Source organism: Pseudomonas sp. 50_B (genome assembly GCF_017491625.1).
Taxonomy (GTDB): domain Bacteria; phylum Pseudomonadota; class Gammaproteobacteria; order Pseudomonadales; family Pseudomonadaceae; genus Aquipseudomonas; species Aquipseudomonas danubii.
In genome coordinates this window covers 51,788-73,832 of the sequence record NZ_JAFGYX010000006.1, presented here as the reverse complement: position 1 = coordinate 73,832, position 22,045 = coordinate 51,788, and the positions used below count along the sequence as shown (strand labels likewise).

The 22,045-nt window shown below is 62.5% G+C and carries 22 protein-coding genes; 12 read left to right on the top strand and 10 right to left on the bottom strand.

Translation table 11 applies throughout. The features are described from left to right. Positions 1 to 28 precede the first annotated feature (28 nt). The 7 genes from J5M73_RS10405 (at position 29) to J5M73_RS10375 (ending at position 5,799) form a co-directional block, all read left to right on the top strand. Positions 29 to 1,690, top strand: coding sequence for an OFA family MFS transporter (locus tag J5M73_RS10405; RefSeq protein ID WP_102862730.1), 1,662 nt, complete (start codon positions 29 to 31; stop codon positions 1,688 to 1,690). Positions 1,691 to 1,927: 237 nt separating this feature from the next. Next, complete coding sequence (gene hisB, locus J5M73_RS10400) at positions 1,928 to 2,521, top strand: imidazoleglycerol-phosphate dehydratase HisB (protein ID WP_011058736.1); 594 nt, start codon at positions 1,928 to 1,930, stop codon at positions 2,519 to 2,521. Next, the gene (gene hisH, locus J5M73_RS10395) at positions 2,521 to 3,159 is read left to right on the top strand and encodes an imidazole glycerol phosphate synthase subunit HisH (protein WP_102862731.1); all 639 of its coding nucleotides are present in this window, start codon (positions 2,521 to 2,523) and stop codon (positions 3,157 to 3,159) included. The genes hisB and hisH overlap by 1 nt, the downstream gene beginning before the upstream one ends. Next, the gene (locus J5M73_RS10390; RefSeq protein ID WP_102862732.1) at positions 3,160 to 3,420 is read left to right on the top strand and encodes a DUF2164 domain-containing protein; all 261 of its coding nucleotides are present in this window, start codon (positions 3,160 to 3,162) and stop codon (positions 3,418 to 3,420) included. Between the two features lie 42 nt (positions 3,421 to 3,462). After that, on the top strand, positions 3,463 to 4,200 hold the full coding sequence (gene hisA, locus J5M73_RS10385; RefSeq protein ID WP_011058739.1) for a 1-(5-phosphoribosyl)-5-[(5-phosphoribosylamino)methylideneamino]imidazole-4-carboxamide isomerase: 738 nt from the start codon (positions 3,463 to 3,465) through the stop codon (positions 4,198 to 4,200). Between the two features lie 9 nt (positions 4,201 to 4,209). Continuing rightward, complete coding sequence (gene hisF, locus J5M73_RS10380) at positions 4,210 to 4,980, top strand: imidazole glycerol phosphate synthase subunit HisF (RefSeq protein ID WP_015633827.1); 771 nt, start codon at positions 4,210 to 4,212, stop codon at positions 4,978 to 4,980. Positions 4,981 to 5,043: 63 nt separating this feature from the next. Beyond that, entirely contained in the window at positions 5,044 to 5,799 is a 756-nt protein-coding gene (locus J5M73_RS10375) for an ABC transporter substrate-binding protein (protein WP_207815529.1), read from the top strand. 84 nt (positions 5,800 to 5,883) lie between these two features. Here the strand turns inward: J5M73_RS10375 and J5M73_RS10370 are convergent, their stop codons facing one another. The 5 genes from J5M73_RS10370 to gpmI form a co-directional block, all read right to left on the bottom strand. Continuing rightward, the gene (locus J5M73_RS10370; protein WP_102862735.1) at positions 5,884 to 6,690 is read right to left on the bottom strand and encodes a divergent polysaccharide deacetylase family protein; all 807 of its coding nucleotides are present in this window, start codon (positions 6,688 to 6,690) and stop codon (positions 5,884 to 5,886) included. A gap of 273 nt (positions 6,691 to 6,963) precedes the next feature. Further along, positions 6,964 to 8,274 (bottom strand): S41 family peptidase, encoded by a 1,311-nt coding sequence (locus J5M73_RS10365; RefSeq protein WP_102862736.1) that lies wholly within the window; start codon positions 8,272 to 8,274, stop codon positions 6,964 to 6,966. 31 nt (positions 8,275 to 8,305) lie between these two features. Continuing rightward, positions 8,306 to 9,592 (bottom strand): murein hydrolase activator EnvC, encoded by a 1,287-nt coding sequence (locus tag J5M73_RS10360; protein ID WP_102862737.1) that lies wholly within the window; start codon positions 9,590 to 9,592, stop codon positions 8,306 to 8,308. 220 nt (positions 9,593 to 9,812) lie between these two features. Continuing rightward, complete coding sequence (locus tag J5M73_RS10355; protein WP_102862738.1) at positions 9,813 to 10,733, bottom strand: DUF1460 domain-containing protein; 921 nt, start codon at positions 10,731 to 10,733, stop codon at positions 9,813 to 9,815. Positions 10,734 to 10,918: 185 nt separating this feature from the next. Continuing rightward, positions 10,919 to 12,454: a 2,3-bisphosphoglycerate-independent phosphoglycerate mutase gene (gene gpmI / locus J5M73_RS10350; protein WP_102862739.1), complete on the bottom strand. Its 1,536-nt coding sequence runs from the start codon at positions 12,452 to 12,454 to the stop codon at positions 10,919 to 10,921. Positions 12,455 to 12,619: 165 nt separating this feature from the next. Between gpmI and J5M73_RS10345 the strand changes: the two genes are divergently transcribed. Genes J5M73_RS10345 through secB form a run of 3 tightly spaced genes read left to right on the top strand, consistent with a single transcriptional unit; the run spans position 12,620 to position 13,812 of the window. Beyond that, the gene (locus tag J5M73_RS10345; RefSeq protein WP_102862740.1) at positions 12,620 to 13,033 is read left to right on the top strand and encodes a rhodanese-like domain-containing protein; all 414 of its coding nucleotides are present in this window, start codon (positions 12,620 to 12,622) and stop codon (positions 13,031 to 13,033) included. Next, positions 13,033 to 13,287: a glutaredoxin 3 gene (gene grxC / locus J5M73_RS10340; protein ID WP_102862741.1), complete on the top strand. Its 255-nt coding sequence runs from the start codon at positions 13,033 to 13,035 to the stop codon at positions 13,285 to 13,287. The genes J5M73_RS10345 and grxC overlap by 1 nt, the downstream gene beginning before the upstream one ends. 42 nt (positions 13,288 to 13,329) lie before the next feature. Next, complete coding sequence (secB, locus tag J5M73_RS10335; RefSeq protein WP_016963308.1) at positions 13,330 to 13,812, top strand: protein-export chaperone SecB; 483 nt, start codon at positions 13,330 to 13,332, stop codon at positions 13,810 to 13,812. 184 nt (positions 13,813 to 13,996) lie between these two features. Here secB and trmL read toward each other — a convergent pair whose 3' ends face one another. Further along, the gene (trmL, locus tag J5M73_RS10330) at positions 13,997 to 14,452 is read right to left on the bottom strand and encodes a tRNA (uridine(34)/cytosine(34)/5-carboxymethylaminomethyluridine(34)-2'-O)-methyltransferase TrmL (protein WP_016963309.1); all 456 of its coding nucleotides are present in this window, start codon (positions 14,450 to 14,452) and stop codon (positions 13,997 to 13,999) included. Between trmL and J5M73_RS10325 the strand changes: the two genes are divergently transcribed. Then, on the top strand, positions 14,451 to 14,891 hold the full coding sequence (locus J5M73_RS10325) for a hypothetical protein (protein WP_102862742.1): 441 nt from the start codon (positions 14,451 to 14,453) through the stop codon (positions 14,889 to 14,891). The genes trmL and J5M73_RS10325 overlap by 2 nt on opposite strands. A gap of 613 nt (positions 14,892 to 15,504) precedes the next feature. On the opposite strand, the gene ntrC is transcribed toward J5M73_RS10325, so the two are convergent. Together ntrC and glnL are read right to left on the bottom strand one after the other, a co-directional pair. Then, the gene (ntrC, locus tag J5M73_RS10320; protein ID WP_060842227.1) at positions 15,505 to 16,941 is read right to left on the bottom strand and encodes a nitrogen regulation protein NR(I); all 1,437 of its coding nucleotides are present in this window, start codon (positions 16,939 to 16,941) and stop codon (positions 15,505 to 15,507) included. Further along, complete coding sequence (gene glnL, locus J5M73_RS10315) at positions 16,931 to 18,022, bottom strand: nitrogen regulation protein NR(II) (protein WP_102862743.1); 1,092 nt, start codon at positions 18,020 to 18,022, stop codon at positions 16,931 to 16,933. The genes ntrC and glnL overlap by 11 nt, the downstream gene beginning before the upstream one ends. Positions 18,023 to 18,393: 371 nt before the next feature. On the opposite strand from glnL, the gene J5M73_RS10310 reads away from it, so the two are divergent. Continuing rightward, on the top strand, positions 18,394 to 19,476 hold the full coding sequence (locus J5M73_RS10310; RefSeq protein WP_115581422.1) for a trifunctional transcriptional activator/DNA repair protein Ada/methylated-DNA--[protein]-cysteine S-methyltransferase: 1,083 nt from the start codon (positions 18,394 to 18,396) through the stop codon (positions 19,474 to 19,476). Here the strand turns inward: J5M73_RS10310 and J5M73_RS10305 are convergent. Next, positions 19,470 to 20,897: an MFS transporter gene (locus tag J5M73_RS10305; protein WP_243433755.1), complete on the bottom strand. Its 1,428-nt coding sequence runs from the start codon at positions 20,895 to 20,897 to the stop codon at positions 19,470 to 19,472. The two genes, J5M73_RS10310 and J5M73_RS10305, sit on opposite strands and share 7 nt — an antisense overlap. Positions 20,898 to 21,052: 155 nt before the next feature. Further along, positions 21,053 to 21,952: a LysR family transcriptional regulator gene (locus J5M73_RS10300; protein ID WP_102862745.1), complete on the bottom strand. Its 900-nt coding sequence runs from the start codon at positions 21,950 to 21,952 to the stop codon at positions 21,053 to 21,055. Positions 21,953 to 22,045: the final 93 nt, after the last annotated feature.

Here is a 22,045-nt window from a genome sequence, read left to right as displayed (position 1 = left end):
ACAATTCTAATAATTGGGGGAAACATCCATGAGCTCTAGCACTGCGGTGGCCAGCCCGGCCGCTCAGCCAGCGTTCTTGTCCAAAGAGCGCATCATTGCCAAGCCCGGTTTCAACCGCTGGCTGGTCCCACCGGCCGCTCTGGCCATTCACCTGTGCATCGGCATGGCCTACGGCTTCTCGGTGTTCTGGCTGCCACTGTCCAAGGCGCTGGGCATCAGCGCGCCAGTGGCGTGCGCGCCGGGCATGGGCTTTATCGAGCAGGTCTTTTCGTCCCAGTGTGACTGGCCGATTTCCATGCTCGGCTGGATCTACACCCTGTTCTTCATCTTCCTGGGCTGCTCGGCAGCGATCTGGGGTGGCTGGCTGGAACATGCCGGGCCGCGCAAGGCCGGTGTGGTATCGGCGCTGTGCTGGTGCGGCGGCCTGCTGATCTCGGCGCTGGGGGTCTATACCCACCAGATCTGGCTGATGTGGATCGGCTCCGGGGTCATCGGCGGTATCGGCTTGGGCCTGGGCTACATCTCCCCGGTGTCGACCCTGATCAAGTGGTTCCCGGACAAGCGCGGCATGGCCACCGGCATGGCGATCATGGGCTTTGGCGGCGGTGCCATGGTCGGCGCACCTCTGGCCGCAGCCCTGATGAGCCATTTCGCCACGCCCACCAGTGTCGGCGTGTGGCAGAGCTTTTTGGTGATGGCCGCCATCTACTTCGTGTTCATGATCGGTGGCGCCCTGGCCTACCGGGTTCCGCCTACCGGCTGGAAGCCTGAGGGCTGGACCGCTCCGGCGAAAAAAGCCGCCAATGCGATGATCACTCACCGCCACGTGCATGTGAACGTGGCCTGGAAGACCCCGCAGTTCCGCCTGGTGTGGCTGGTGCTGTGCCTCAACGTATCGGCCGGTATCGGCATCCTCGGCATGGCCTCGCCGCTGTTGCAGGAAGTGTTCGCCGGCAAGCTGCTGGGCAACGATCTGAGCTTCAGCCAGCTGGACGCCGCGCAACTGGCGCAGATCGCCGCGATTGCCGCCGGCTTTACCGGTCTGTTGAGCTTGTTCAACATCGGCGGGCGGTTCTTCTGGGCGTCGTTCTCCGACTACCTGGGTCGCAAGAACACCTACTTTGTGTTCTTCGCCCTGGGCTTTGCCCTGTACGCGCTGATTCCGAACCTCGGCCACCTGGGCAATATTGCTCTGTTCGTGGCAGCGTTCTGCATCATCCTGTCGATGTACGGCGGCGGTTTCGCCACAGTGCCGGCCTACCTGGCAGACCTGTTCGGCACCCAGATGGTAGGCGCGATCCACGGTCGCCTGCTGACCGCCTGGGCAGCGGCCGGAGTGCTGGGGCCAGTGCTGGTGAACTACCTGCGCGAGTATCAGTTGAGCATCGGCGTTGAACGCGCCGCGGCGTATGACATCACGCTGTACATCCTGGCCGGTCTGCTGGTGCTGGGTTTCCTGTGCAACCTGCTGGTGCGCCCGGTGGCCGACAAGTACTTCATGACCGACGAGCAACTGGCGGCCGAGCAGGCCCTGGGCCATGACAAGGGCGCTGACAGCAGTGTCGTGCTGGAGTGGAAAGCTTCGTCCGCCAGTCTGCCGGTGGTGATCGCTGCCTGGCTGGTGGTGGGCATTCCCCTGGCCTGGGGGGTGTGGGTGACCTTGCAGAAGACGGCGGTGCTGTTCCATTGATGGCTTCGCCGGCAAGCCCGCTCCTGCTCAGGAGCCGGCTTGCCGGTGGACAAGGTGCCTCGGTCTTGTAGGCCTGGCACCTTCACCCGCACGTCAGTTTCTACAGTTGTCATGACAGGTACAGCCCCGTAGCCATTGGCTGGCGCCCGTCAGGATATTGTCCAGCGTGTTTCTGTTTGGCCGCCGTCGGGCCTATACTATTCGCCTTTTTCGCCCAATGATTTTGCGGAGCTGGTGATGGCCGAACGTAAGGCATCTGTCGAGCGCGACACTCTGGAAACCCAGATCAAAGCCTCGATCAACCTGGATGGCACCGGAAAGGCCCGATTCGATATCGGCGTGCCCTTCCTTGAGCACATGCTGGACCAGATCGCCCGGCACGGGCTGATCGACCTGGACATCGAAAGCAAGGGCGACCTGCATATCGACGACCACCACACCGTGGAGGATGTCGGTATCACCCTCGGCCAGGCGTTCAGCAAGGCCATCGGCGACAAGAAGGGCATCCGTCGCTACGGTCACGCCTATGTGCCGCTGGATGAAGCCCTGTCCCGCGTGGTGATCGACTTCTCCGGCCGTCCCGGCCTGCAGATGCACGTACCCTTCACCCGCGCCACTGTCGGCGGTTTCGACGTTGACCTGTTCCAGGAATTCTTCCAGGGCTTCGTCAACCATGCCAACGTGACCCTGCACATCGATACCCTGCGCGGCACCAACACACACCACCAGATCGAGACCGTGTTCAAGGCCTTCGGTCGCGCGCTGCGCATGGCGGTGGAGCTGGACGAGCGCATGGCCGGCCAGATGCCGTCCACCAAGGGCGTGCTGTAATGCAGACCGTCGCCGTTATCGACTACGGCATGGGCAACCTGCACTCGGTGGCCAAGGCCCTGGAGCACGTGGGCGCCGGCAAGGTGCTGATCACCAGCGATGCCAACGTGATTCGCGAAGCCGACCGGGTGGTGTTTCCCGGCGTGGGCGCCATTCGCGATTGCATGGCCGAGATCCGTCGCCTGGGCTTCGACACCCTGGTGCGCGAAGTCAGCCAGGATCGTCCTTTCCTCGGAATCTGCGTGGGCATGCAAGCCTTGCTCGACCACAGCGAAGAGAACGAGGGCGTTGACTGCATCGGCCTGTTTCCCGGCCAGGTGAAGTTCTTCGGCAAGGGCCTGATCGAGGACGGCGAGCACCTGAAGGTGCCGCACATGGGCTGGAACGAAGTGCAGCAGGCGGTGGACCATCCGCTGTGGCACAACATTGCGGAGCGGGCGCGCTTCTACTTCGTGCACAGCTACTACATCCATGCCGGCAATGCCCGGCAGGTGGTAGGCAGCGGTCACTATGGCGTGGACTTCGCAGCAGCGCTGGCTGAAGGCTCGCGTTTCGCCGTGCAGTTCCACCCGGAAAAGAGCCATACCCACGGCCTGCAATTGCTGCAGAACTTCGCTGCCTGGGACGGTCGCTGGTAAATGGCGATCAAGAAATCCAAGCCGCCGATACTGCGCCTCACTGCCGAGCAGGAAAGTGAGGCGACGCACAAGATCAAGCGCTTCATGGAGGAGCGCTTCGAGCTCGACCTGGGCTCGTTCGAGGCGGCGGAGATTCTTGAGCTCTTTACTCGCGAAATTGCTCCGCACTATTACAACAGGGCGATTTTCGATGTGCAGACGCACCTCAAGGAGAGGTTCGAGAGCATCGAAAGCGATCTGTGGGCGCTCGAGAAAAATTGATTTTCGAGTGAAGCTGAACAATCGAATTTGAAGGTTTGCCAGATGCTGATTATTCCCGCTATCGATCTTAAAGACGGTGCCTGTGTACGTCTGCGCCAGGGCCGCATGGAAGATTCCACGGTGTTCTCCGACGACCCGGTGAGCATGGCTGCCAAGTGGGTTGAAGGCGGTTGCCGTCGTCTGCATCTGGTGGACCTGAACGGTGCCTTCGAAGGTCAGCCGGTGAACGGCGAGGTGGTTACCGCGATCGCCAAGCGTTACCCGAACCTGCCGATCCAGATCGGTGGCGGCATCCGCTCCCTGGAAACCATCGAACACTATGTGAAGGCTGGCGTGAGCTACGTGATCATCGGCACCAAGGCGGTCAAGGAGCCGGAGTTCGTGGCCGAGGCCTGCCGCGCGTTCCCGGGCAAGGTCATCGTCGGCCTGGACGCCAAGGACGGTTTCGTCGCCACCGACGGCTGGGCTGAAGTCAGCAGCGTGCAAGTGATCGACCTGGCCAAGCGCTTCGAAGCTGACGGCGTGTCCGCCATCGTTTACACCGACATCGCCAAAGACGGCATGATGCAGGGCTGCAACGTGCCGTTCACCGCGGCCCTGGCGGCGGCCACCAGGATCCCGGTGATCGCTTCCGGCGGTATCCACAACCTGGGCGACATCAAGGCCCTGCTGGATGCCAAGGCTCCGGGAATCATCGGCGCCATTACTGGTCGCGCGATCTATGAAGGCACCCTCGATGTCGCAGAAGCCCAGGCTTTCTGCGATTCGTACCAAGGCTGAGGACTCGCCATGGCACTGGCCAAACGCATCATCCCTTGCCTGGACGTGGATAACGGACGGGTGGTCAAGGGCGTCAAGTTCGAGAACATCCGTGACGCTGGTGACCCGGTGGAAATCGCTCGTCGCTACGACGAGCAGGGCGCTGACGAGATCACCTTCCTCGACATCACCGCCAGCGTCGATGGGCGCGATACCACCCTGCATACCGTTGAGCGCATGGCCAGCCAGGTGTTCATCCCGCTGACCGTAGGCGGTGGCGTGCGCACCGTGCAGGACATCCGCAACCTGCTCAATGCCGGCGCGGACAAGGTCTCGATCAACACCGCGGCGGTGTTCAACCCCGAGTTCGTCGGCGAAGCGGCGCAGCATTTCGGCTCCCAGTGCATCGTGGTCGCCATCGATGCGAAGAAGGTCTCCGGTCCGGGCGAAACCCCGCGCTGGGAAATCTTCACCCATGGCGGACGCAAGCCCACCGGGCTGGATGCGGTGGAGTGGGCGAAGAAGATGGAAGGCCTGGGTGCTGGCGAAATCCTCCTGACCAGCATGGATCAGGACGGCATGAAAAACGGCTTCGACCTGGGCGTGACCCGGGCCATCAGCGATGCCCTGGGGATTCCGGTGATCGCTTCCGGCGGCGTTGGCAACCTCCAGCATCTGGCCGACGGCATCATCGAAGGTCACGCCAGCGCGGTGCTGGCGGCGAGCATCTTCCACTTCGGTGAATACACGGTTCCCGAGGCCAAGGCCTATATGGCTCAGCGCGGGATTGTTGTGCGATAGCCACTGGACAGCATGGCGTGCTCGCGGCACTCTTGGGCACGCCATGGATTCTGGTATCCCGTCATGTTCAAACGTCTTCTCGTGGTTGTCGCCAGCGCTTCTCTGCTCCTTGGCAGCTTGGCCCGCGCCGCTGAAACCGCCGACACCTCCCTGGTGCTGCTGACGGAAAACTTCCCCCCCTACAACATGGCCAGGAACGGCAAGAACTTCGCTCAAGGCGAGAATATCGACGGTATTGCCGTGGATATCGTCCGCGAAATGTTCAAGCGTGCCGGGGTCAATTACAGCCTGACCCTGCGCTTCCCCTGGGAACGCATCTACAAGATGGCCCTGGAGCAACCCGGCTATGGCGTGTTCGTCATGGCGCGCCTGCCGGACCGCGAACGGCTGTTCAAGTGGGTCGGCCCCATCGGTCCGGATGACTGGATCATGCTGGCCAAGGCCGGCAGCAAGATCACCCTCGAATCCCTGGAGCAGGCGCGCAAATACAAGATTGGCGCCTACAAGGGCGATGCCATTGCCGAGACGCTGACCAAGCAGGGCCTGGCACCCCAAGTGGTGCTGCGCGACCAGGACAATGCCAAGAAGCTGTTGGCGGGTCAGATCGACCTCTGGGCCACCGGCGACCCGGCCGGACGTTACCTGGCCAAGCAGGCAGGTATCACCGGTCTCAAGACCGTGCTGCGCTTCAATAGCGCCGAGCTGTACCTGGCCCTGAACAAGGATGTGCCTGATGAGGTGGTGGCCAAGCTTCAGGCTGCCCTGGAGCAGATGCGCAAAGAGGGGATGGTGGAGGAGATCATGGCGCGCTATCTCTAGATCAGCGGCAAGTTGCAAGCGGCAAGCTACAAGTAACAGCAGGTCGGCGGCGCTTTGGCTTGCAGCTTGAGGCTTGCCGCCGCCCTATCTGTACTTGCCGTTCTTGCCATGCCCGGCCATGGCTTCGTTGCTGCGCAGACTGATCATCGACTTGATATCGATCCATTCGATGCCCTGGGCCTTGAGCTTGGGCAGTTCGCGTTCGAGCACGGCCAGGGTCTGGGGATAAGGGTGGCCGATCATCACCGCCGAACCCTGTTTGCGCGCCAGCTTGATCGCCGTCTGCAACTGCTGGGCAATTGCCGCCTCGGTGCGCTCGTCATCCAGGAACACATCCCGGGAAACACTGGCCAGACCGATCTTCTGCGCTTGTGCGGCGGCGACCGTCTGGGCGCTGGTGCGGCTGTCGACGAAGAATTTGTGGCGGCGCTGCAAGTCGGCCATCAGCCAGGCCATGGCCTGGGGCTGGGCGGTCATGCGGCTGCCCATGTGGTTGTTGATGCCACTGGTGTAGGGCACGGCTTGGAAGGCGGCGTCCAGGCGTTTTTGCAGCTCTTCGATGGGCAGCTCGGGGTGCCAGGCGAAGGGGCCGGTGGCCGGGTCCATGGGCATGTGCAGGATGACGATCTTGCCGGCGCGATGGGCCTCACGGGCGAATTCGGCAGCGTGGGGCGTGTCGGGCATGATCGCCGTGGTGACCGGGCCGGGCAGGGCCAGTACGCGGCGGTCACGGGGCAGGTTCTGGCCGAGGTCGTCGATGATCAGGCTCAGGTAGGCCTTGGGCGCGCTGGCGGTGGGTTCGGCGGCTTGGGTGGTTAGGGGCATGATGCACAGCAGGCTGAGCAGCGGGGCGCGGAGCGAGCGTAACAGGGGTAAGCGGCGGGAAATCATGGGGATATTGATCAGGCCTTCAGGGGGATGGGCGCCCTGGCGGGCGCTTCGCTGGCAAGCCAGCTCCTACGCAAACCGGCTCCTGTACAGGCTGTGTGAAAACTACTGCGTTTGGCAATACTGCGTTAAAAACAGGCTCGGAATGCTCATTTAGGCCCCCTAAAGTCGAACGCGACCCCGGCCGTTCCTCGCCTGTTTTTGCCTTGTCTTGCCTTCACTCGCAACGTTTTCACACAGCCTGTGTAGGAGCCGGTTTACCGGCGAAGGGTTCAATCACTTGCCGCGAGTGATGCTCAGCCCTTTGAGCAGGCTCAGGGCCTGGGCCAGTTGGTAGTCGTCATCCTGCGGCATTGGCTTGGCCTTGCTCGACGAGCCGCTCGGCTTGTCGGCACCACCGTTGCCGTTGCCCAGGTGGCCCTGCAGGTCGGCTTCCTTGAAGTACTCGCTGTCCTGGGCCTCGCTGGTGATCTTGGCGCGGCGCACTTCGATGTCCGGAACGATGCCCTGGGCCTGGATCGAGCGGCCGTTGGGGGTGAAGTACAGGGCGGTGGTGATCTTCAGCGCGCGATCGTTGTTCAGCGGCAGCACGGTCTGCACCGAGCCTTTACCGAAGCTGGTGGTGCCCATCAGCACCGCGCGTTTCTGGTCCTGCAAGGCGCCGGCGACGATTTCCGATGCCGAGGCGCTGCCGCCGTTGATCAGCACCACCATCGGCACGGCTTCGCTTTCGTCCTTGCCGGTGGCGGAGAAGCGCAGCTCGGAGTTGGCGATGCGGCCCTTGGTGTAGACGATCAGGCCCTTGGTGATGAAGTGGTCGACCACTTCCACCGCGGCCTGCAGCACGCCGCCCGGGTTGTTGCGCAGGTCGAGGATGATGCCGTTGAGCTTCTTGCCGTTGTCCTTGCGCAGCTTGGCCAGGGCCTTGGAGACTTCCTCGCCGGTCTTGACCTGGAACTGGGTGATGCGGATGTAGCCGTAGCCCGACTCCAGCAACTGGCTCTTCACGCTCTTCACCTGGATGGTGGCGCGGGCCAGGGTCACGTCGAACGGCGTGCCGCCGTCGCGCACCAGGGTCAGGGTGATTTTCTGGCCGATCTTGCCGCGCATCTTGTCCACGGCTTCGGTCATGGTCTGGCCACGGGTCGGCTGGCCGTTGATCTTGACGATCAGGTCGCCGGCCTGAATCCCGGCCTTGGACGCTGGAGTGTCGTCGATGGGCGAGACCACTTTGATAAAGCCGTCTTCGGCGCCGACTTCGATGCCCAGGCCGCCGAATTCGCCACTGGTGCTTTCCTGCAGTTCGGCGAAGTCTTCCGGCCCCAGGTAGGCCGAGTGCGGGTCGAGGTTGCTGAGCATGCCCTTGATGGCATTCTCCAGCAGGGTCTTGTCATCCACGGGTTCGACGTAGGCCGCCTTGATCCGGTCCATGACCTCGGCAAAGGTGCGCAGTTCTTCCAGCGGCAAAGGTGCCTTGGTGGTCGCGGCGGTCGCCGATTGAGCGGTTTCGGCGGCAAACGCCAGAGGCGCTCCGATCACCAGGGCGATCGTCAGGGCCAGCGAGGTAAGGCGGGACAAATGCAGCATGTCGAACGAACTCCTAATTTAGATGCAGCGCTTATCCTTGCGCGTGGCACCACTGTGCCGGGTCGCTGGGGCGGCCCTGCTGACGAATTGCAAAGTACAGCGCAGGAGTGTCCTGTCCGCCACTATTGCCCACTGTGGAGATGGACTCTCCGGCCTTGACCACATCACCGGCTTCTTTGAGCAGTGTCTGGTTATGTCCGTAGAGACTCAGGTAACCGTTGCCATGATCGAGGATCACCAGCAGCCCGGCGCCGCGCAGCCAGTCGGCGAACACTACCCGGCCACCATGTACGGCGTGTACCTGGCTGCCGGCGGCGGCGCTGATCATCACCCCGTCCCACTTGGAACGGGAGTCGTCGCCACGGGTTTCACCAAAGCGTGCCAGCAGTCGACCATCAACTGGCCATGGAAGTTTTCCCCGGGCTGCAGCAAATGCACCGCCGAAGGAAGGACCGGCGCTGGAAACCAAGGCGCCCGGGCTTGATCTGACGGGCTTGCGCGGGGCATCGCTGGCGTCGGCCTGGGCCTCACGTAAACGCTTTTTTTCGGCTTCCTGCTGGGCGATCAGCGCTTTCTGACGCGCCTCTTCTGCCTCGCGGGCCTGGCGAGCCAGGGTTTCTTCAATGGTTTTCAGGACTTTGGCCAGGTCGGCCTGGTCCTGTTCGCGGGCCTTGAGCTTGTCGTCCCGGGCCTTCACGTCGTTGTTCAGCTTGGCCAGGGCCAGCTGGCGCTCCTTGCGCACTTTGTCGAGTTCTTCACGCTGGCTGTCGAGGCTGCTCTTCTGCACCAGCAACTGGGCCTGTTGCAGGGAAATGTCCTTTTCCACATTGGCCAGCTGACGCAGGGTCTCGTTGAAATTCTTCAGCTGCTCCAGGCGCGCCTGGCTCAGGTAGTCGTAATAGGTCAGGGTGCGGGCGAATTTTTCCGGATTCTGCTGGTTGAGCAGCAGCTTGAGGTATTCCTGGCGCCCGTTCTGGTAGGCCGCGCGGGCCTGGATGGCGATCAGTCGTTGCTGTTCAGTGCGCGCGCTCTGGAGTTTTTTTTTCTCCTCATCGAGTCGCTGCAGCTCGGATTCGCTTTTCTTCAGCTCTTTCTGCAGGGCTTCGACCTGCTTCTCCAGCTTGCCCATCTCGGTCTCGGTGCCGCGCAGTTCTTTCTGCACCCCGGACTTTTCTTCCTGCAGCTTGCCCAGCAGCTTTTTCAGCTCGGCAATATCCTGACGCGTGGCGTCCAACTGTTGTTGGGTTTGCGCGCGCTCATCGGCAAAAGCCGGTTGGAGCAGGCAGATCAGAGCAAGGGCAATCAGGGCGCGAAGCATAGAGGCGGGCGACACCAGGGAAAGGGACGGTCTAGTATGCCCGCCCATCGCTGCAAAAAAAACGCCTCAAAGCCAACTGCTTTGCGGCGTTCGTCATAAAAAGCCGTTTCCGGGCGGTTATTGGGCCATTTGCTATCAGGGTGCAGGTGGTTATTGCCGCAAACCCCGATCAAGCAAGGCCCGTTCGCTGGCGTGGCTGGCGGCTGATCGCCGTTGGCAATCAGCCGTGGGTGAGCGCCTGGCTGGGTTGCCGTGCTGATTGCGCGTCGATTTCCGGCGCCGATTGCGGTGTGAAAGCCTGGCCGTCTTGTCGGGTTCGCAACACCACGATGCCCGGGATGTTCTGCACGTATTCCATGAAGGGTGAATCCATGACCTCGCGTTGCCTCTTCTTGGACGATGCATTGCGCAGCACGGGGCCGTTGGCGGTGTTGATGAAGAGCCCGGTATGGGTGACGTCCAGGCCCGCAAGATGGGTGTAGATGCCAATGTAGTCGCCAGTCTGCAGGCGGCTGAGCACCTGCTCGTCAATCGACGTGCTGGGTATGTAGGTAATGTCGCGGTCGACCAGGGGCAGGCCTGGCAGGTACAGGTCCCCGTTGGCCTTTTGGTTGAGGTGTTTAGTCACGGTCACCGCATCCGCGCTCAACTGCGCAGTCAGGTCTTCGGTCAGCGGTTGCCCGGCATGCGCCCAGTCCGTGAAGAAGTGCCGGCGGTCTGCATAGTGCACGCCGTCGCCGGTATAGCGGGTCTGGATGAGGTTCTTGATGAAGCTGTCCTGATCGGTGGATTTTCGCAGGGCCTCGACGTAATCCAGGTAGGTGAAGCAATCCAGGCCCCTGAAGTCGACGACCAGCTTCTCTGCCAGGGTCGCCGAGCCCTGCAACATGTTCGCTGCGTAAGGCGTGTGCATGAACGCCCGTGAAATCTGCTCGCTCAGCTGGCCCGTGCTTTGCGCCCCGGCCTGTTGGCGAACCTTGAGCAGGGCGTTCAGTTTCTCGGCGGTGTAGCTGTCCATTTCTACCGAGGGGCGCTGATCTTCGAACGCAGCCATTTCAGCTGTGTGTTTGTGTTCAACAGGAGCGGGGCTGGCGCAACCTGCAAGAACGGAGGCTAAAAAAAATACAGTGGTCTTGTTCATTCGCTTTCTCCAGATGCCGCACAATCGTAACTGATAATTATTACTGTTTGTGCGGCAGTGCTGCGGGTGGTGCTGCCTGGGTGCGCTCATCAGTTGGAGAGGCTGCGAGGCAAAGGCTGCTGCTGATACGCAAACGCCCGATACGGCGTATCGGGCGTTTGTGCAGGAAACAGCCAGCTTCAGTTTCAGGCGTCCAGCAGTATCGACTTGCCGGTCATCTCTTCAGGCTGCGCCAGGCCCAGCAGTTTGAGCATGGTGGGCGCCACGTCCGCCAGGACCCCGCCTTCACGGACTTTCAGCGCACGCTTGCCCACATAGATGAAAGGTACCGGCTCGGTGGTGTGAGCGGTGTGGGCCTGGCCGGTGGACTCGTCGGACATTTGCTCGACGTTGCCGTGGTCGGCGGTGATCAAGGCTTCGCCGCCGACCTTTTCCAGGGCATCGACGATGCGCCCGACACACAGGTCCAGGCATTCCACTGCTTTCACCGCAGCGGCGAACACACCGCTGTGGCCGACCATGTCGCCGTTGGCGTAGTTGACGATGATCACGTCGTAGCGCTGGTGCTCGATGGCATCGACGATCTTGTCGGTGACTTCAGGAGCGCTCATCTCTGGCTGCAGGTCGTAGGTGGCGACTTTCGGCGACGGGATCAGGATGCGCTCCTCCCCCGGGAACGGCTCTTCACGGCCGCCGGAGAAGAAGAAGGTCACATGGGCGTATTTTTCGGTTTCGGCGATGCGCAGTTGGGTCTTGCCGTTTTTCGCCAGATAGTCGCCCAGTACGTTTTCCAGGCTGCCCGGAGCGAAGGCCGCCGGCGCGGGGATGCTGGCGGCGTACTGGGTGAGCATGACGAAACCGGCCAGCTTTGGCTGGCGCGCGCGCTCGAAGTCCTTGAAGTCGTCCTCGACGAAGACCCGGGTCAGCTCGCGAGCCCGGTCGGCGCGGAAGTTCATGAACACCACGGCATCGCCGTCTTCGACCTTGACCGGCTCGCCGATGGTGGTGGCCTTGACGAACTCGTCGCTCTCTTCACGGGCGTAGGCGGCTTGCAGGCCTTCCTGGGCGGTGGCGGCGTTGAACTGGCCCTGGCCGTCGACGATCAGGTTGTAGGCCTGGGCCACGCGGTCCCAGCGATTGTCGCGGTCCATGGCGAAGTAACGGCCGATCAGGCTGGCGATGCGGCCCTTGCCCAGGGTCTTGAAGGTCTCGTCCAGCAGTTCGATGGACGACTGGGCGCTTTTTGGCGGGGTGTCGCGACCGTCGAGGAAGGCGTGCAGGTAGATCTTCTCGGCACCGCGCTTGAAGGCCAGCTCGGCCATGGCGATCAGGTGGTCCTGATGGCTGTGCACGCCGCCGTCCGACAGCAGGCCGAGGATGTGTACGGCCTTGTCGGCGGCCACGGCCTTGTCCACGGCCGCGCAAATGGTCGGATTCTCGAAGAACTCACCGTCACGGATGGCCTTGGTCACCCGGGTGAAGTCCTGATACACCACGCGACCGGCGCCCAGGTTCATGTGGCCGACTTCGGAGTTGCCCATCTGTCCGTCCGGCAGGCCGACGTCCATGCCCGAACCGGAGATCAGGCCGTTGGGCATGCTGGCGCACAAGCGGTCCAGGACTGGCTTCTTGGCCGCATAGACGGCATTGGATTCGTGGCTCTCGCTGTGACCGAAGCCATCCAGAATCATCAGGACCAAAGGTTTAGGCGTGGTAGTCATGGCGTCCACTCGTGGCTGGATAGGGAAGTGTTGAAAAAGGAGGTGTGGAAAAACGGAGTGGCAGTTTAAAGCGAAGTTCCAATGGCGTCACCGCCGGGCGGGGTTTGGCCGACCTTGAGGGCTGTGTATACTGGCCGACATTTTAACGCCCTGGAACCTCCTTAGATGGTTGCTCACCTGATTCAATTCGCCACTGAACACTACTTGCTCGTCGGCGCCTTCGCCATCCTGCTGGCTCTGTTGATCGCTCATGAATTGAGCCGCGGTGGCCGCAGCCTCAGCACCCGTGAACTGACTGCGCTGGTCAACAGCGAGCAGGGCGTAGTGATCGATATCCGTCCGTCCAAGGACTTCGCCGCTGGCCACATCGTCGGCGCGCTGAACATTCCCCAGGACAAGCTGGCCGCTCGCGTCGGCGAGCTGGAGAAGCACAAGGCCAAGACCATCATCCTGGTGGACGCCCAAGGCCAGCACGCCGGCACCCACGCCCGTGAGCTGCTGAAGTCCGGTTTCACCGCGGCCAAACTGTCTGGCGGTGTGTCCAGCTGGAAAGCCGACAACCTGCCATTGGTGAAGTAATGCCCCAGGTCATCGTCTACTCCAGTGATTACTGCCCTTATTGCTCGCAGGCCAAGCATCTGCTCGGGAGCAAAGGCGTAGCCTTCGAAGAGATCAAGGTCGATGGCAAGCCGCAGGTGCGCGCCGATATGGCTCAGAAGGCCGGACGCACGTCCGTACCGCAGATCTGGATCGGTGCCACCCATGTAGGTGGTTGTGATGATTTGTTTGCCCTGGAGCGCGCCGGCAAGCTCGACGCGCTGCTGGCGGCCTGAAATTCCTAACCCTATAGACCCCAAGATCAAGAAGGATCTGAGATGACTGACCAACAGAACACGGCTGCTGCCGAAGACGAAAGCGCACCGCAATTCTCCCTGCAGCGCATCTATGTGCGTGACCTGTCCTTCGAAGCGCCGAAAAGCCCGGCCATCTTCCGCCAGCAGTGGGAGCCAAGCGTCGGCCTGGACCTGAACACCCGTCAGAAAGCCCTGGAAGCCGACTTCCACGAAGTGGTGCTGACCCTGTCCGTGACCGTGAAGAACGGCGACGAAGTGGCCTTCATCGCTGAAGTGCAACAAGCCGGCATCTTCCTGATCAAGAACCTGGACGAGGCTTCCATGAGCCACACCCTGGGTGCCTTCTGCCCGAACATCCTGTTCCCTTACGCTCGCGAAGCGCTGGACAGCCTGGTGACCCGTGGTTCGTTCCCGGCGCTGATGCTGGCTCCGGTGAACTTCGACGCGCTGTACGCCCAGGAACTGCAACGCCTGCAGTCCGCCGGCGAAAACACCGTTCAGTAAGTACGGGTTGCGGTACGAAAAAAGCGCCTGTCACGGCGCTTTTTTCATGCTCGGGCGTCAGCTGTCCAAACCCTGCAGCCGCTGCCGCAGGCTGCGATCGACCACGAAGTGGGCGCCGTGATCGCGCCTGCAAGAAGGCCGTTCGGGCCTTGTCGCAGCCTGCGGCAGCGGCTACAGAGAATGGTTATTTGAAGCCCAGTTGCCGCCAGCCTTCATAGACGGCCACGGCTACGGTGTTGGACAGGTTCAGGCTGCGGCAGCCTTCGCGCATGGGCAAGCGCAGGCGTTGTTCGCCGGGCAGGGCGTCCAGTACGTCCGCCGGCAGGCCACGGCTTTCCGGGCCGAACAGGAAGGCGTCGCCTTCCTTGAAGCTGGCGTCATGGAAGGGCCGCGAGCCCTTGGTGGTGAAGGCGAACAGGCGCGGATGGCCGAGGCTTTCCAGGCAACTGGCCAGGTCGGCGTGGCGTTGCAAGGTGGCGTATTCGTGATAGTCGAGGCCGGCACGACGCAGGCGCTTGTCGTCCATTTCGAAACCCAGCGGCTCGATCAAATGCAGGTGGCAGCCGCTGTTGGCGCATAGCCTGATAACGTTGCCGGTATTCGGCGGTATTTCTGGTTGAAAGAGGATGACGTGAAACATGCACGGCTCCGAAGAGAAAGACAGGCTGCATTCTACGCCTGAAGAAGACCCGCGACCGAAGCTAATGCCGAAGGTATTCGGCTCCCTGGCGATTGTCGGGGTGATGGTGGGGCTGATGATTGGCCGCCTGACCCAACCCGATCCTGTGGAGTTGCAGCAGGTCGAGGTGGCCGCTGATGGCCTGGTGCTGTGGTTCAACCATGAGCCCAAGGTTCACGGCGAACATATCGACGGCGCCGTGGCGTTGCTGTTCGACGCCCAGGGGCGCGGGCAGAACGGTCAGCTACAGGTCAATCAGAAGAATGTGAACTGGCGGGTGCGCCTGGCGGACCGGGGCTTGCTGCTGAATCTGGTGGCCGCCCGGCCGCTGCGGGGCGATTGGGCGGGTAGCGAGGTGGAGGGGCGCTGGCGCCTGGCGATCCACCTGCGGGAGGAATAAAAGAGGGAAACCCCGGCCTGCCTGTACCAAGGCCCCCAAAAGCGGGAGGGGCTGATCGCCTTGGGGGCGATGAGTCCCGGTGTAAAGAAGGGGATTCCCGGCCTGCCTGTACCAGGGTCCCCGAAAGGGTTGTGGGCGCGTCGCTCAAAGCGTGATGAGCCCGGTGTTAAAGAGGGAATCCCCAGCCTGCCTGTACCGAGGTTCCCGAAACCTTGGGCTCGTCGCGATGCGCGTGATGAGCCCGGTGCTAAAGAGGGAATTCCCGGCCTGCCTGTACCGAGGTTCCCGAAAACGTGGCCCGTCGCTGTGAGCGTGATGGGCCGGGTATTAAAGAGGGGAATCCCCGGCCTGCCTGTACCAAGGTCCCCTAAACTGGGTAGTGATGGGGTTATTGCAGGGGGCGTGCCAACTCTGGCTAGTGCTGCATGAATTGCCTGGACAAAAAGCCGAAAGCCCCGGAATCCGGGGCTTTTGCGTTTTCGAAGGGATAATTTTCAGATTTGAAGGCCAGGCCTTGAATGATGGCGCTGTGCTCGATTGCGGTTCATCGCGCCTTCGGGCAGTGCATGCACCCCATCCTGGTGCACGCACATCCTCGTTGTTGGGGGAAGGCTCAGCCTTCTTCGCTTTCGTCCTCGTCGGCTCCGTCCACCTTCATCCCCAACTCCTTGATCTTGCGGGTCAGGGTGTTGCGGCCCCAGCCCAACAGCACTGCGGCGTCGCGGCGGCGGCCGGCGGTGTGCTTGAGGGCGGTTTCGATCATGATCCGCTCGAAACTCGGCACCGCGCTGTCCAAAAGGCTCGACTGGCCGCGGGCTAGGGCCTGGTCGGCCCACTGGCGCAGGGCCTGTTCCCAGTTGGTTACCGGCGCCGAATCCTGGGGCAGGCTCAGCAGCTCCGGCGGCAGGTCGCTGATGTGCACCTCGCGCCCCGACGCCATGACGGTGATCCAGCGGCAGGTGTTCTCCAGCTGACGCACGTTGCCCGGCCAGGGCAGGTTCTTCAGGTATTCCTCGGTTTCGTTCTTCAGCAGCTTGGGTTCCACCGCCAGTTCCTGGGCGGCGCGGCTGAGGAAGTGCTTGGCCAGGGTCGGGATGTCTTCGCGACGGTCCGACAGGCGCGGGATATGGATGCGGATCACGTTGAGGCGGTGGAACAGGTCCTCACGAAACTTGCCGGCGTGCACCAGGGTTTCCAGGTTCTGGTGGGTGGCGGCGATGATCCGTACATCGACCTTGACTGGAGTATGTCCACCGACCCGGTAGAACTCGCCATCGGCCAGAACCCGCAGCAGACGAGTCTGGGTATCGGCCGGCATGTCGCCGATTTCGTCGAGGAACAGGGTGCCGCCATCGGCTTGCTCGAAACGTCCACGGCGCAGGTTGGCAGCGCCGGTGAAGGCGCCTTTTTCATGGCCGAACAGCTCGGACTCCATCAGGTCCTTAGGGATAGCCGCCATGTTCAGGGCGATGAACGGCGAAGCCGCCCGCGGGCTGTGACGATGCAGGGCGTGGGCCACCAGTTCCTTGCCGGTGCCGGACTCGCCGTTGATCAACACCGTGATGTTGGAGTGACTCAGGCGCCCGATGGCGCGGAACACCTCCTGCATCGCCGGCGCTTCGCCGATGATCTCCGGGGTGCGGGCCAGGGTCGGGGCCACTTCCAGGCCCTGCTGCTCCTGGGCATGCTGGTTGGCGCGCTTGACCAGGGACACCGCCTCATCCACATCGAATGGCTTGGGCAGGTACTCGAAGGCCCCGCCCTGGTAGGAGGCGACAGCGCTGTCCAGGTCCGAATGCGCGGTCATGATGATCACCGGCAGGCGCGGGTGCAGCTCGCGAATCCGCGCCAGCAGGTCGAGGCCGCTGGCACCGGGCATACGGATGTCGGAGATGATCACGTCTGGCTGCTGGCGTGCCAGGCGACTCATCACCCCGTCGGCGCTGTCGAAGCTCTGGGTGGTCATGCCTTCTTGTTGCAAGGCTTTCTCCAGGACCCAACGGATAGAACGGTCGTCATCGACGATCCACACGGTTTCACTACGGCTCATGTCGATGGGCTCCTTGTTCCAGAGGCAGAAAGATCGAGAAGGTGGTGTGGCCGGGATGGCTGTCACATTCGATCAGGCCCTGGTGCTGGCTGATGATGTTCTGGGTAATGGCCAGGCCCAGCCCGGTGCCGTCCGGGCGGCCGCTGACCATGGGGAAGAAGAGGGTGTCCTGCAGCTCGGCAGGGATGCCCGGGCCGTTGTCGATGATCTCGATCTTGGTCACCAGGCGATGGCGCACATGGCCGATGGTGAACTGGCGCATGGTGCGGCTGCGCAGGGTGATGCGCCCCAGGCGCATTTCGTTCTGGCTGCTGATGGCTTGCATGGCGTTGCGCACGATGTTGAGCACCGCCTGGATCATCTGCTCGCGGTCGATCAAAACGTCGGGAATGCTCGGGTCGTAATCGCGTACCAGGGTGATGCAGCCCTGGCTTTCGGCTTCCACCAGGCTGCTGACCCGCTCCAGCACTTCATGGATGTTGGTCAGCGCCAGGGACGGCAGCTTGTTCGAGCCCAGCATGCGGTCCACCAGGTTCCGCAGGCGGTCGGCCTCTTCGATGATGACGTTGGTGTAGTCCTTGAGGCTTTCCTCGGGCAGCTCCCGGGCCAGCAATTGTGCGGCGCCGCGAATCCCTCCCAAGGGGTTCTTGATCTCGTGGGCCAGGCCGCGCACCAGCATCTTGCTGGTTTCCTGCTTGGACAGCTGGGCCTCTTCCTTGGTGATGCGCAGCAGCCGGTCGCGGGGGTGGACCTCCAGCAGCAGCAAGGTATCGCCATTGCTGAGGATCGGCGTCACCGCGTAGTCGACGGTCAGGGTCTGGCCAGTCAGGGCGGTGAGCATGGCCTCGCGCTTGGTGAAGGGGTGCGCCTGTTCCACCGCCTGGCGCAGGGAGCTCAGGGCCTCGGCGGATTCGGTGAACAGCTCGCTGATGAATTGCCCATGGCTGCGCTGGCCGCTGATGGCCAGGAGCATCTCCGCCGCCGGGTTCATGTACTCAAGGCGCAGGTCGGCGTTGAGCAGGATGGTGGCGGTGGTCAGGTTGTCCAGAAGCAGACGGTGCAGTGGGTCGCTGATGGTCATGGGTAAGTGGTGACCTCTTTTGAAGCAAGACAATCCGGGGCCGGTCCCGAATTGCGCGCGCGGGTAAGGCGCTGATGTGGAGAAAATGCAAAAACCAAACCAAGGCTCCGAAAAGAAGCGTCCAAGCCCTGAAACAGCCGTTTGAAGCTCGATTGCGTGGCGCTTTGCCAGCCCAGGCGGGTACTTTCGAACCAAAATGGGCTGTGAATGGTCTCCGGTTGCAACCTGCTGCACCAATATAGTGCATGAGTCTGCATGGTGCTTGCGCGGTGCTCGACGGTGTGGGAATCAACGCCCGTTTTTCAGCGGTCGCTGTCAGGGAGCGGGTTTAAAGTGCTCGAACCCCATGCTTCAAGGTTTAGGATGCGGCCATGGAAAACGTCCCTCTGCTGTTCCAGCTCCCCGATGACGACACCCTTTACCAGGCCCTTCTGGATCGCGACCCGGCCTATGAAGGCTTTGCCTTTGTCGGGGTGAAAAGTACCGGTGTGTTCTGTCGCCTGACCTGTGCCGCGCGCAAGCCCAAGCGTGAGAACACGGTGTTTTTCAGCTCCATCAAGGGCTGCGTCGAAGCGGGATTCCGCGCCTGTCTGCGTTGTCGCCCCCTGGAGCGGGCCGGAGTGCAGGAGCCCTGGGTGCAAACCCTGCTGGATCAGTTGCAAAGCGATCCCGAACGCCGCTGGTACGAAGACGACCTGAGCGGCCAGGGCCTGGACCCGTCCACCGTGCGTCGCGCGTTCAAGCGCTACTTTGGGGTGACCTTCCTGGAAATGGCCCGCCTGCGACGCATGGGCCAAGGCATGCAGCAGCTGTCCTGTGGTGAGTCGGTGATCGAGGCGCAGATCAGCGCCGGCTTTGACTCCGATAGTGGCTTTCGCCGTGCCTTTGCCCGCCTGGCCGGCCAGCCGCCGTCGAACCTGCGGGGGCGCGAGCTGCTCAAGGTGGACTGGCTGCAGACCCCCATTGGCGTGATGCTGGCGGTGGCTGACGCCCAGGTCCTGCATCTGCTGGAGTTTTTCGATCGTCCGGCCCTGGCCAATGAGCTGCAAAACCTGCAAAAGAGCAGCGGCTCCAGCATAGGGTTCGGACGTTTCGCCCCTATCGATCAAATCGAGGCCGAGTTGCAGCGTTACTTCGCCGGAGAAGCCGACGGTTTCCACACCCCCCTGGCGATGAACGCCTCGCCCTTTACCCGAACGGTGTGGCAGGCCTTGCGCGCCATCCCTGTGGGCAGTACCTGCAGTTATGCCGAAGTGGCGAGCCGGATCGGCTCGCCGTCAGCGGTGCGTGCCGTGGCCCGGGCCAACGGCGCCAATCAGATCGCCATCGTCATCGCCTGTCACCGGGTCATTGGTAGCGATGGCGCGCTGACCGGCTACGGCGGCGGACTGTGGCGCAAGCGCTGGCTGCTGGAGCACGAGCGCCGCATGGCAAGCCCCGGGGCGATTCAGTGAGCGGGCTGTAGAGGCTTGCCTGAAGTTCCCGGGCGGGTTTGCGCAAAGTTATCCACAGGCCCTTGCGGCGGTTTTTGGTTCTCTGTCTGGCGCGCCAGTTCATCGGCATCCGCCTGCTCCGCTGTGGACAACTCGGCAGCGTTGTGACCGATGCGCTTGAGCAGCGCCAGCATGCACAGCAGCGAAACCAGGGCGTAGCAGGCCGAGGCGATGGCCACGCCGATGATGCTGCCGGTGCCATTGAGGATGCTCTGGGCCAGCACCGGGGTGGCGCCGCCCACCAGCAGTGAGCACAGCTGATAGGAAATCGACAGCCCGCTGTAGCGCACCCGGGTTGGAAAGGCCCGGGCCAGGATACCGCCCACCGCGCCATAGAACATCGAATGCGGCACCGTGGCCAGGCACATGCCGAGCACGGCGATCCAGTAGCTGCCGGTTTCCACGGCGAAGAACATCGCCGGCATCAGCAGCAACTCCGGCACCACCATCAGCACCATGGCCTTGCGCATGTCGATGCGTGACACCAGCACCGCCCCCAGGGGCTGGGTGATGAACTGCACCACCAGGGCAATGACGATCACGCTGAGAAAACTGCTCTGGGTGTAGCCCAGCTCCCTGGTGGCCCAGGACAGGGCAAAGGTGCTCTTGAAGTAGGTGACGTGGATGATCGGCAGCACCCCGGCGCCCAGCAGCACCAGGCGCCAGTGACTGCGCAGCACTTCGAGAATCGGCAGCTTGACGGTCTTCTTCTGCGCGATCAGGCGCTGCATGTCATCGGATTCTTCAAGCTTGAGGCGAATGACCATGCCGACGATCACCAGCAGCGCCGAGAGCAGGAATGGAATGCGCCAGCCCCAGAGCAGGAAGTCCGGCGCGGGCAGGGCGCTGAGGCCGAAGAACACCAGGGTTGCCAGCAGGTTGCCAGCCGGTGAGCCCTGCTGGGCAAAGGCGGCATAGAGAATGCCCTTGCCCTTGGGCGCACTCTCGCTGGCGATCAGGATCGCCCCGCCCCATTCGCCGCCCACCGCGATGCCCTGGATGATGCGCAAGGTCACCAGGGCAATCGGCGCCCAGATGCCGATCTGCAGGTAGCTGGGTAGCAGGCCGATGCAGGTGGTGGCCACGCCCATCATGATCAGGGTGATCACCAGGGTGGTCTTGCGGCCGATCTTGTCGCCCATGTGGCCGAAGATGATGCCGCCGATGGGGCGTGCGACAAAACCGGCCCACAGGGTCAGGAAGGACAACAGGGTAGCGGTGCCCGGGGGCAGGTCGGCGGGGAAGAAGACTTTGCCGAACACCAGGGCGGCGGCGATTCCGTAGGCGTAGAAGTCATACCACTCGATGGTGGTGCCGATGAACGAGGCGATGCCCGCCTTGCGGGCTTTCTTGTGGGCGGCAGCTTCCAGGGCGGCGGTCATGTGCAACTCCTGCTTGTTATTGTTATGGGCACCCGTGCAGGGCGCGTGGGCTTCATGCAAGACCCGACCGCTGGGAGCCTATACAGGCAGGAATCGAAAAATATAATGATTAAATCTTATGGTTTGATACGTGATTTCGTATCGCCGCGCCCTGCTCAGGCCCCTGTGGCGGCTGCTTGCAGCAGGGATCTGAACAGGGCGAGGAAACTGTCGGCGGCGGCCGAAGGTTTGTCCGCCCGATGGATCGCCATAATCTCCGAAGGCGCCCCCCGGCCTTCGATTTCGCAGTAACTCACCCCCGGCTGGCCGAGCAGTGCCAGGGTCTGGGGCACCAGCGCCACCCCCATCTCATGGGCCACCATCGCCACCACGGTTTGCCAGAGCCGAGTCTCGTGACGAATGCGCGGACTGAATCCGGCGGCCACGCAGCGGGCGATGATCAGGTCGTGGTAGTGGGGCGAGACCTCCCGTGGAAACAGGATGAAATCATCATGGGCCAATTGCCTCAGGTCGACCTGCGCCTGCCCGGCCAGTCGGTGGCCCTGGGGCAGGCAGCAGAGAAAGGGTTCGGCCAGCAGTATCTCGCTGTGGATACCGGCGGCGAAGGTGCCACCGTGGACGAAACCGATATCGATCTGGCCCCGCTGCAGGGCCTGGGCCTGGGCGGCGCTGTTCATTTCCATCAGCACGATCTCGGTGTCCGGATGATCACGCTCGAAGGCCTTGACCGCCTGGGGCAGGCTGCGGTGCAGGATCGAGTTGACGAAACCCACGCTCAGGCGCCCGGCAAAACCTTCGGCCGAGCGCTGGGTCAGGCGTCGTGCCTGGTCGGCCCGCAGCAGCAGGTAGCGCGCCTCGCCCAGCAGCACCTGGCCGGCGTTGGTCAGGCTCACGGACTTGTTGTTGCGGTTGAGCAACTGGATATCCAGTTGCCCTTCAAGCTTTTTGATGTCGAAACTCAGCGCCGGTTGCGAAATGCACAGACGCTCCGCGGCGCGCCCGAAGTGCAGCTCCTCGGCCACGGCGACGAAGTAACGCAGTTGTTTGAGGTCCATGAGGAGCCTGCCTTCTACGATCTGGTTTTCTTATCGTAGTGGATGGATTTTGTATTAGATACTTATCGATGGCGGCTCTAGTCTCGGCCTACA

What these genes read in the sequence shown, in the direction of transcription:
- J5M73_RS10370 (WP_102862735.1), bottom strand. Translation starts at nt 6,690, where the DNA reads ATGATTTCCCGCCGCTTACCCCTGTTACGCTCGCTCCGCGCCCCGCTG.
- J5M73_RS10355 (WP_102862738.1), bottom strand. Translation starts at nt 10,733, where the DNA reads ATGAACAAGACCACTGTATTTTTTTTAGCCTCCGTTCTTGCAGGTTGC.
- hisA (WP_011058739.1), top strand. Translation starts at nt 3,463, where the DNA reads ATGCTGATTATTCCCGCTATCGATCTTAAAGACGGTGCCTGTGTACGT.
- secB (WP_016963308.1), top strand. Translation starts at nt 13,330, where the DNA reads ATGACTGACCAACAGAACACGGCTGCTGCCGAAGACGAAAGCGCACCG.
- J5M73_RS10390 (WP_102862732.1), top strand. Translation starts at nt 3,160, where the DNA reads ATGGCGATCAAGAAATCCAAGCCGCCGATACTGCGCCTCACTGCCGAG.
- glnL (WP_102862743.1), bottom strand. Translation starts at nt 18,022, where the DNA reads ATGACCATCAGCGACCCACTGCACCGTCTGCTTCTGGACAACCTGACC.
- gpmI (WP_102862739.1), bottom strand. Translation starts at nt 12,454, where the DNA reads ATGACTACCACGCCTAAACCTTTGGTCCTGATGATTCTGGATGGCTTC.
- J5M73_RS10375 (WP_207815529.1), top strand. Translation starts at nt 5,044, where the DNA reads ATGTTCAAACGTCTTCTCGTGGTTGTCGCCAGCGCTTCTCTGCTCCTT.
- hisF (WP_015633827.1), top strand. Translation starts at nt 4,210, where the DNA reads ATGGCACTGGCCAAACGCATCATCCCTTGCCTGGACGTGGATAACGGA.
- J5M73_RS10345 (WP_102862740.1), top strand. Translation starts at nt 12,620, where the DNA reads ATGGTTGCTCACCTGATTCAATTCGCCACTGAACACTACTTGCTCGTC.
- J5M73_RS10365 (WP_102862736.1), bottom strand. Translation starts at nt 8,274, where the DNA reads ATGCTGCATTTGTCCCGCCTTACCTCGCTGGCCCTGACGATCGCCCTG.
- J5M73_RS10360 (WP_102862737.1), bottom strand. Translation starts at nt 9,592, where the DNA reads ATGCTTCGCGCCCTGATTGCCCTTGCTCTGATCTGCCTGCTCCAACCG.
- J5M73_RS10310 (WP_115581422.1), top strand. Translation starts at nt 18,394, where the DNA reads ATGGAAAACGTCCCTCTGCTGTTCCAGCTCCCCGATGACGACACCCTT.
- ntrC (WP_060842227.1), bottom strand. Translation starts at nt 16,941, where the DNA reads ATGAGCCGTAGTGAAACCGTGTGGATCGTCGATGACGACCGTTCTATC.
- J5M73_RS10405 (WP_102862730.1), top strand. Translation starts at nt 29, where the DNA reads ATGAGCTCTAGCACTGCGGTGGCCAGCCCGGCCGCTCAGCCAGCGTTC.
- J5M73_RS10325 (WP_102862742.1), top strand. Translation starts at nt 14,451, where the DNA reads ATGCACGGCTCCGAAGAGAAAGACAGGCTGCATTCTACGCCTGAAGAA.
- J5M73_RS10305 (WP_243433755.1), bottom strand. Translation starts at nt 20,897, where the DNA reads ATGACCGCCGCCCTGGAAGCTGCCGCCCACAAGAAAGCCCGCAAGGCG.
- J5M73_RS10300 (WP_102862745.1), bottom strand. Translation starts at nt 21,952, where the DNA reads ATGGACCTCAAACAACTGCGTTACTTCGTCGCCGTGGCCGAGGAGCTG.
- hisB (WP_011058736.1), top strand. Translation starts at nt 1,928, where the DNA reads ATGGCCGAACGTAAGGCATCTGTCGAGCGCGACACTCTGGAAACCCAG.
- grxC (WP_102862741.1), top strand. Translation starts at nt 13,033, where the DNA reads ATGCCCCAGGTCATCGTCTACTCCAGTGATTACTGCCCTTATTGCTCG.
- trmL (WP_016963309.1), bottom strand. Translation starts at nt 14,452, where the DNA reads ATGTTTCACGTCATCCTCTTTCAACCAGAAATACCGCCGAATACCGGC.
- hisH (WP_102862731.1), top strand. Translation starts at nt 2,521, where the DNA reads ATGCAGACCGTCGCCGTTATCGACTACGGCATGGGCAACCTGCACTCG.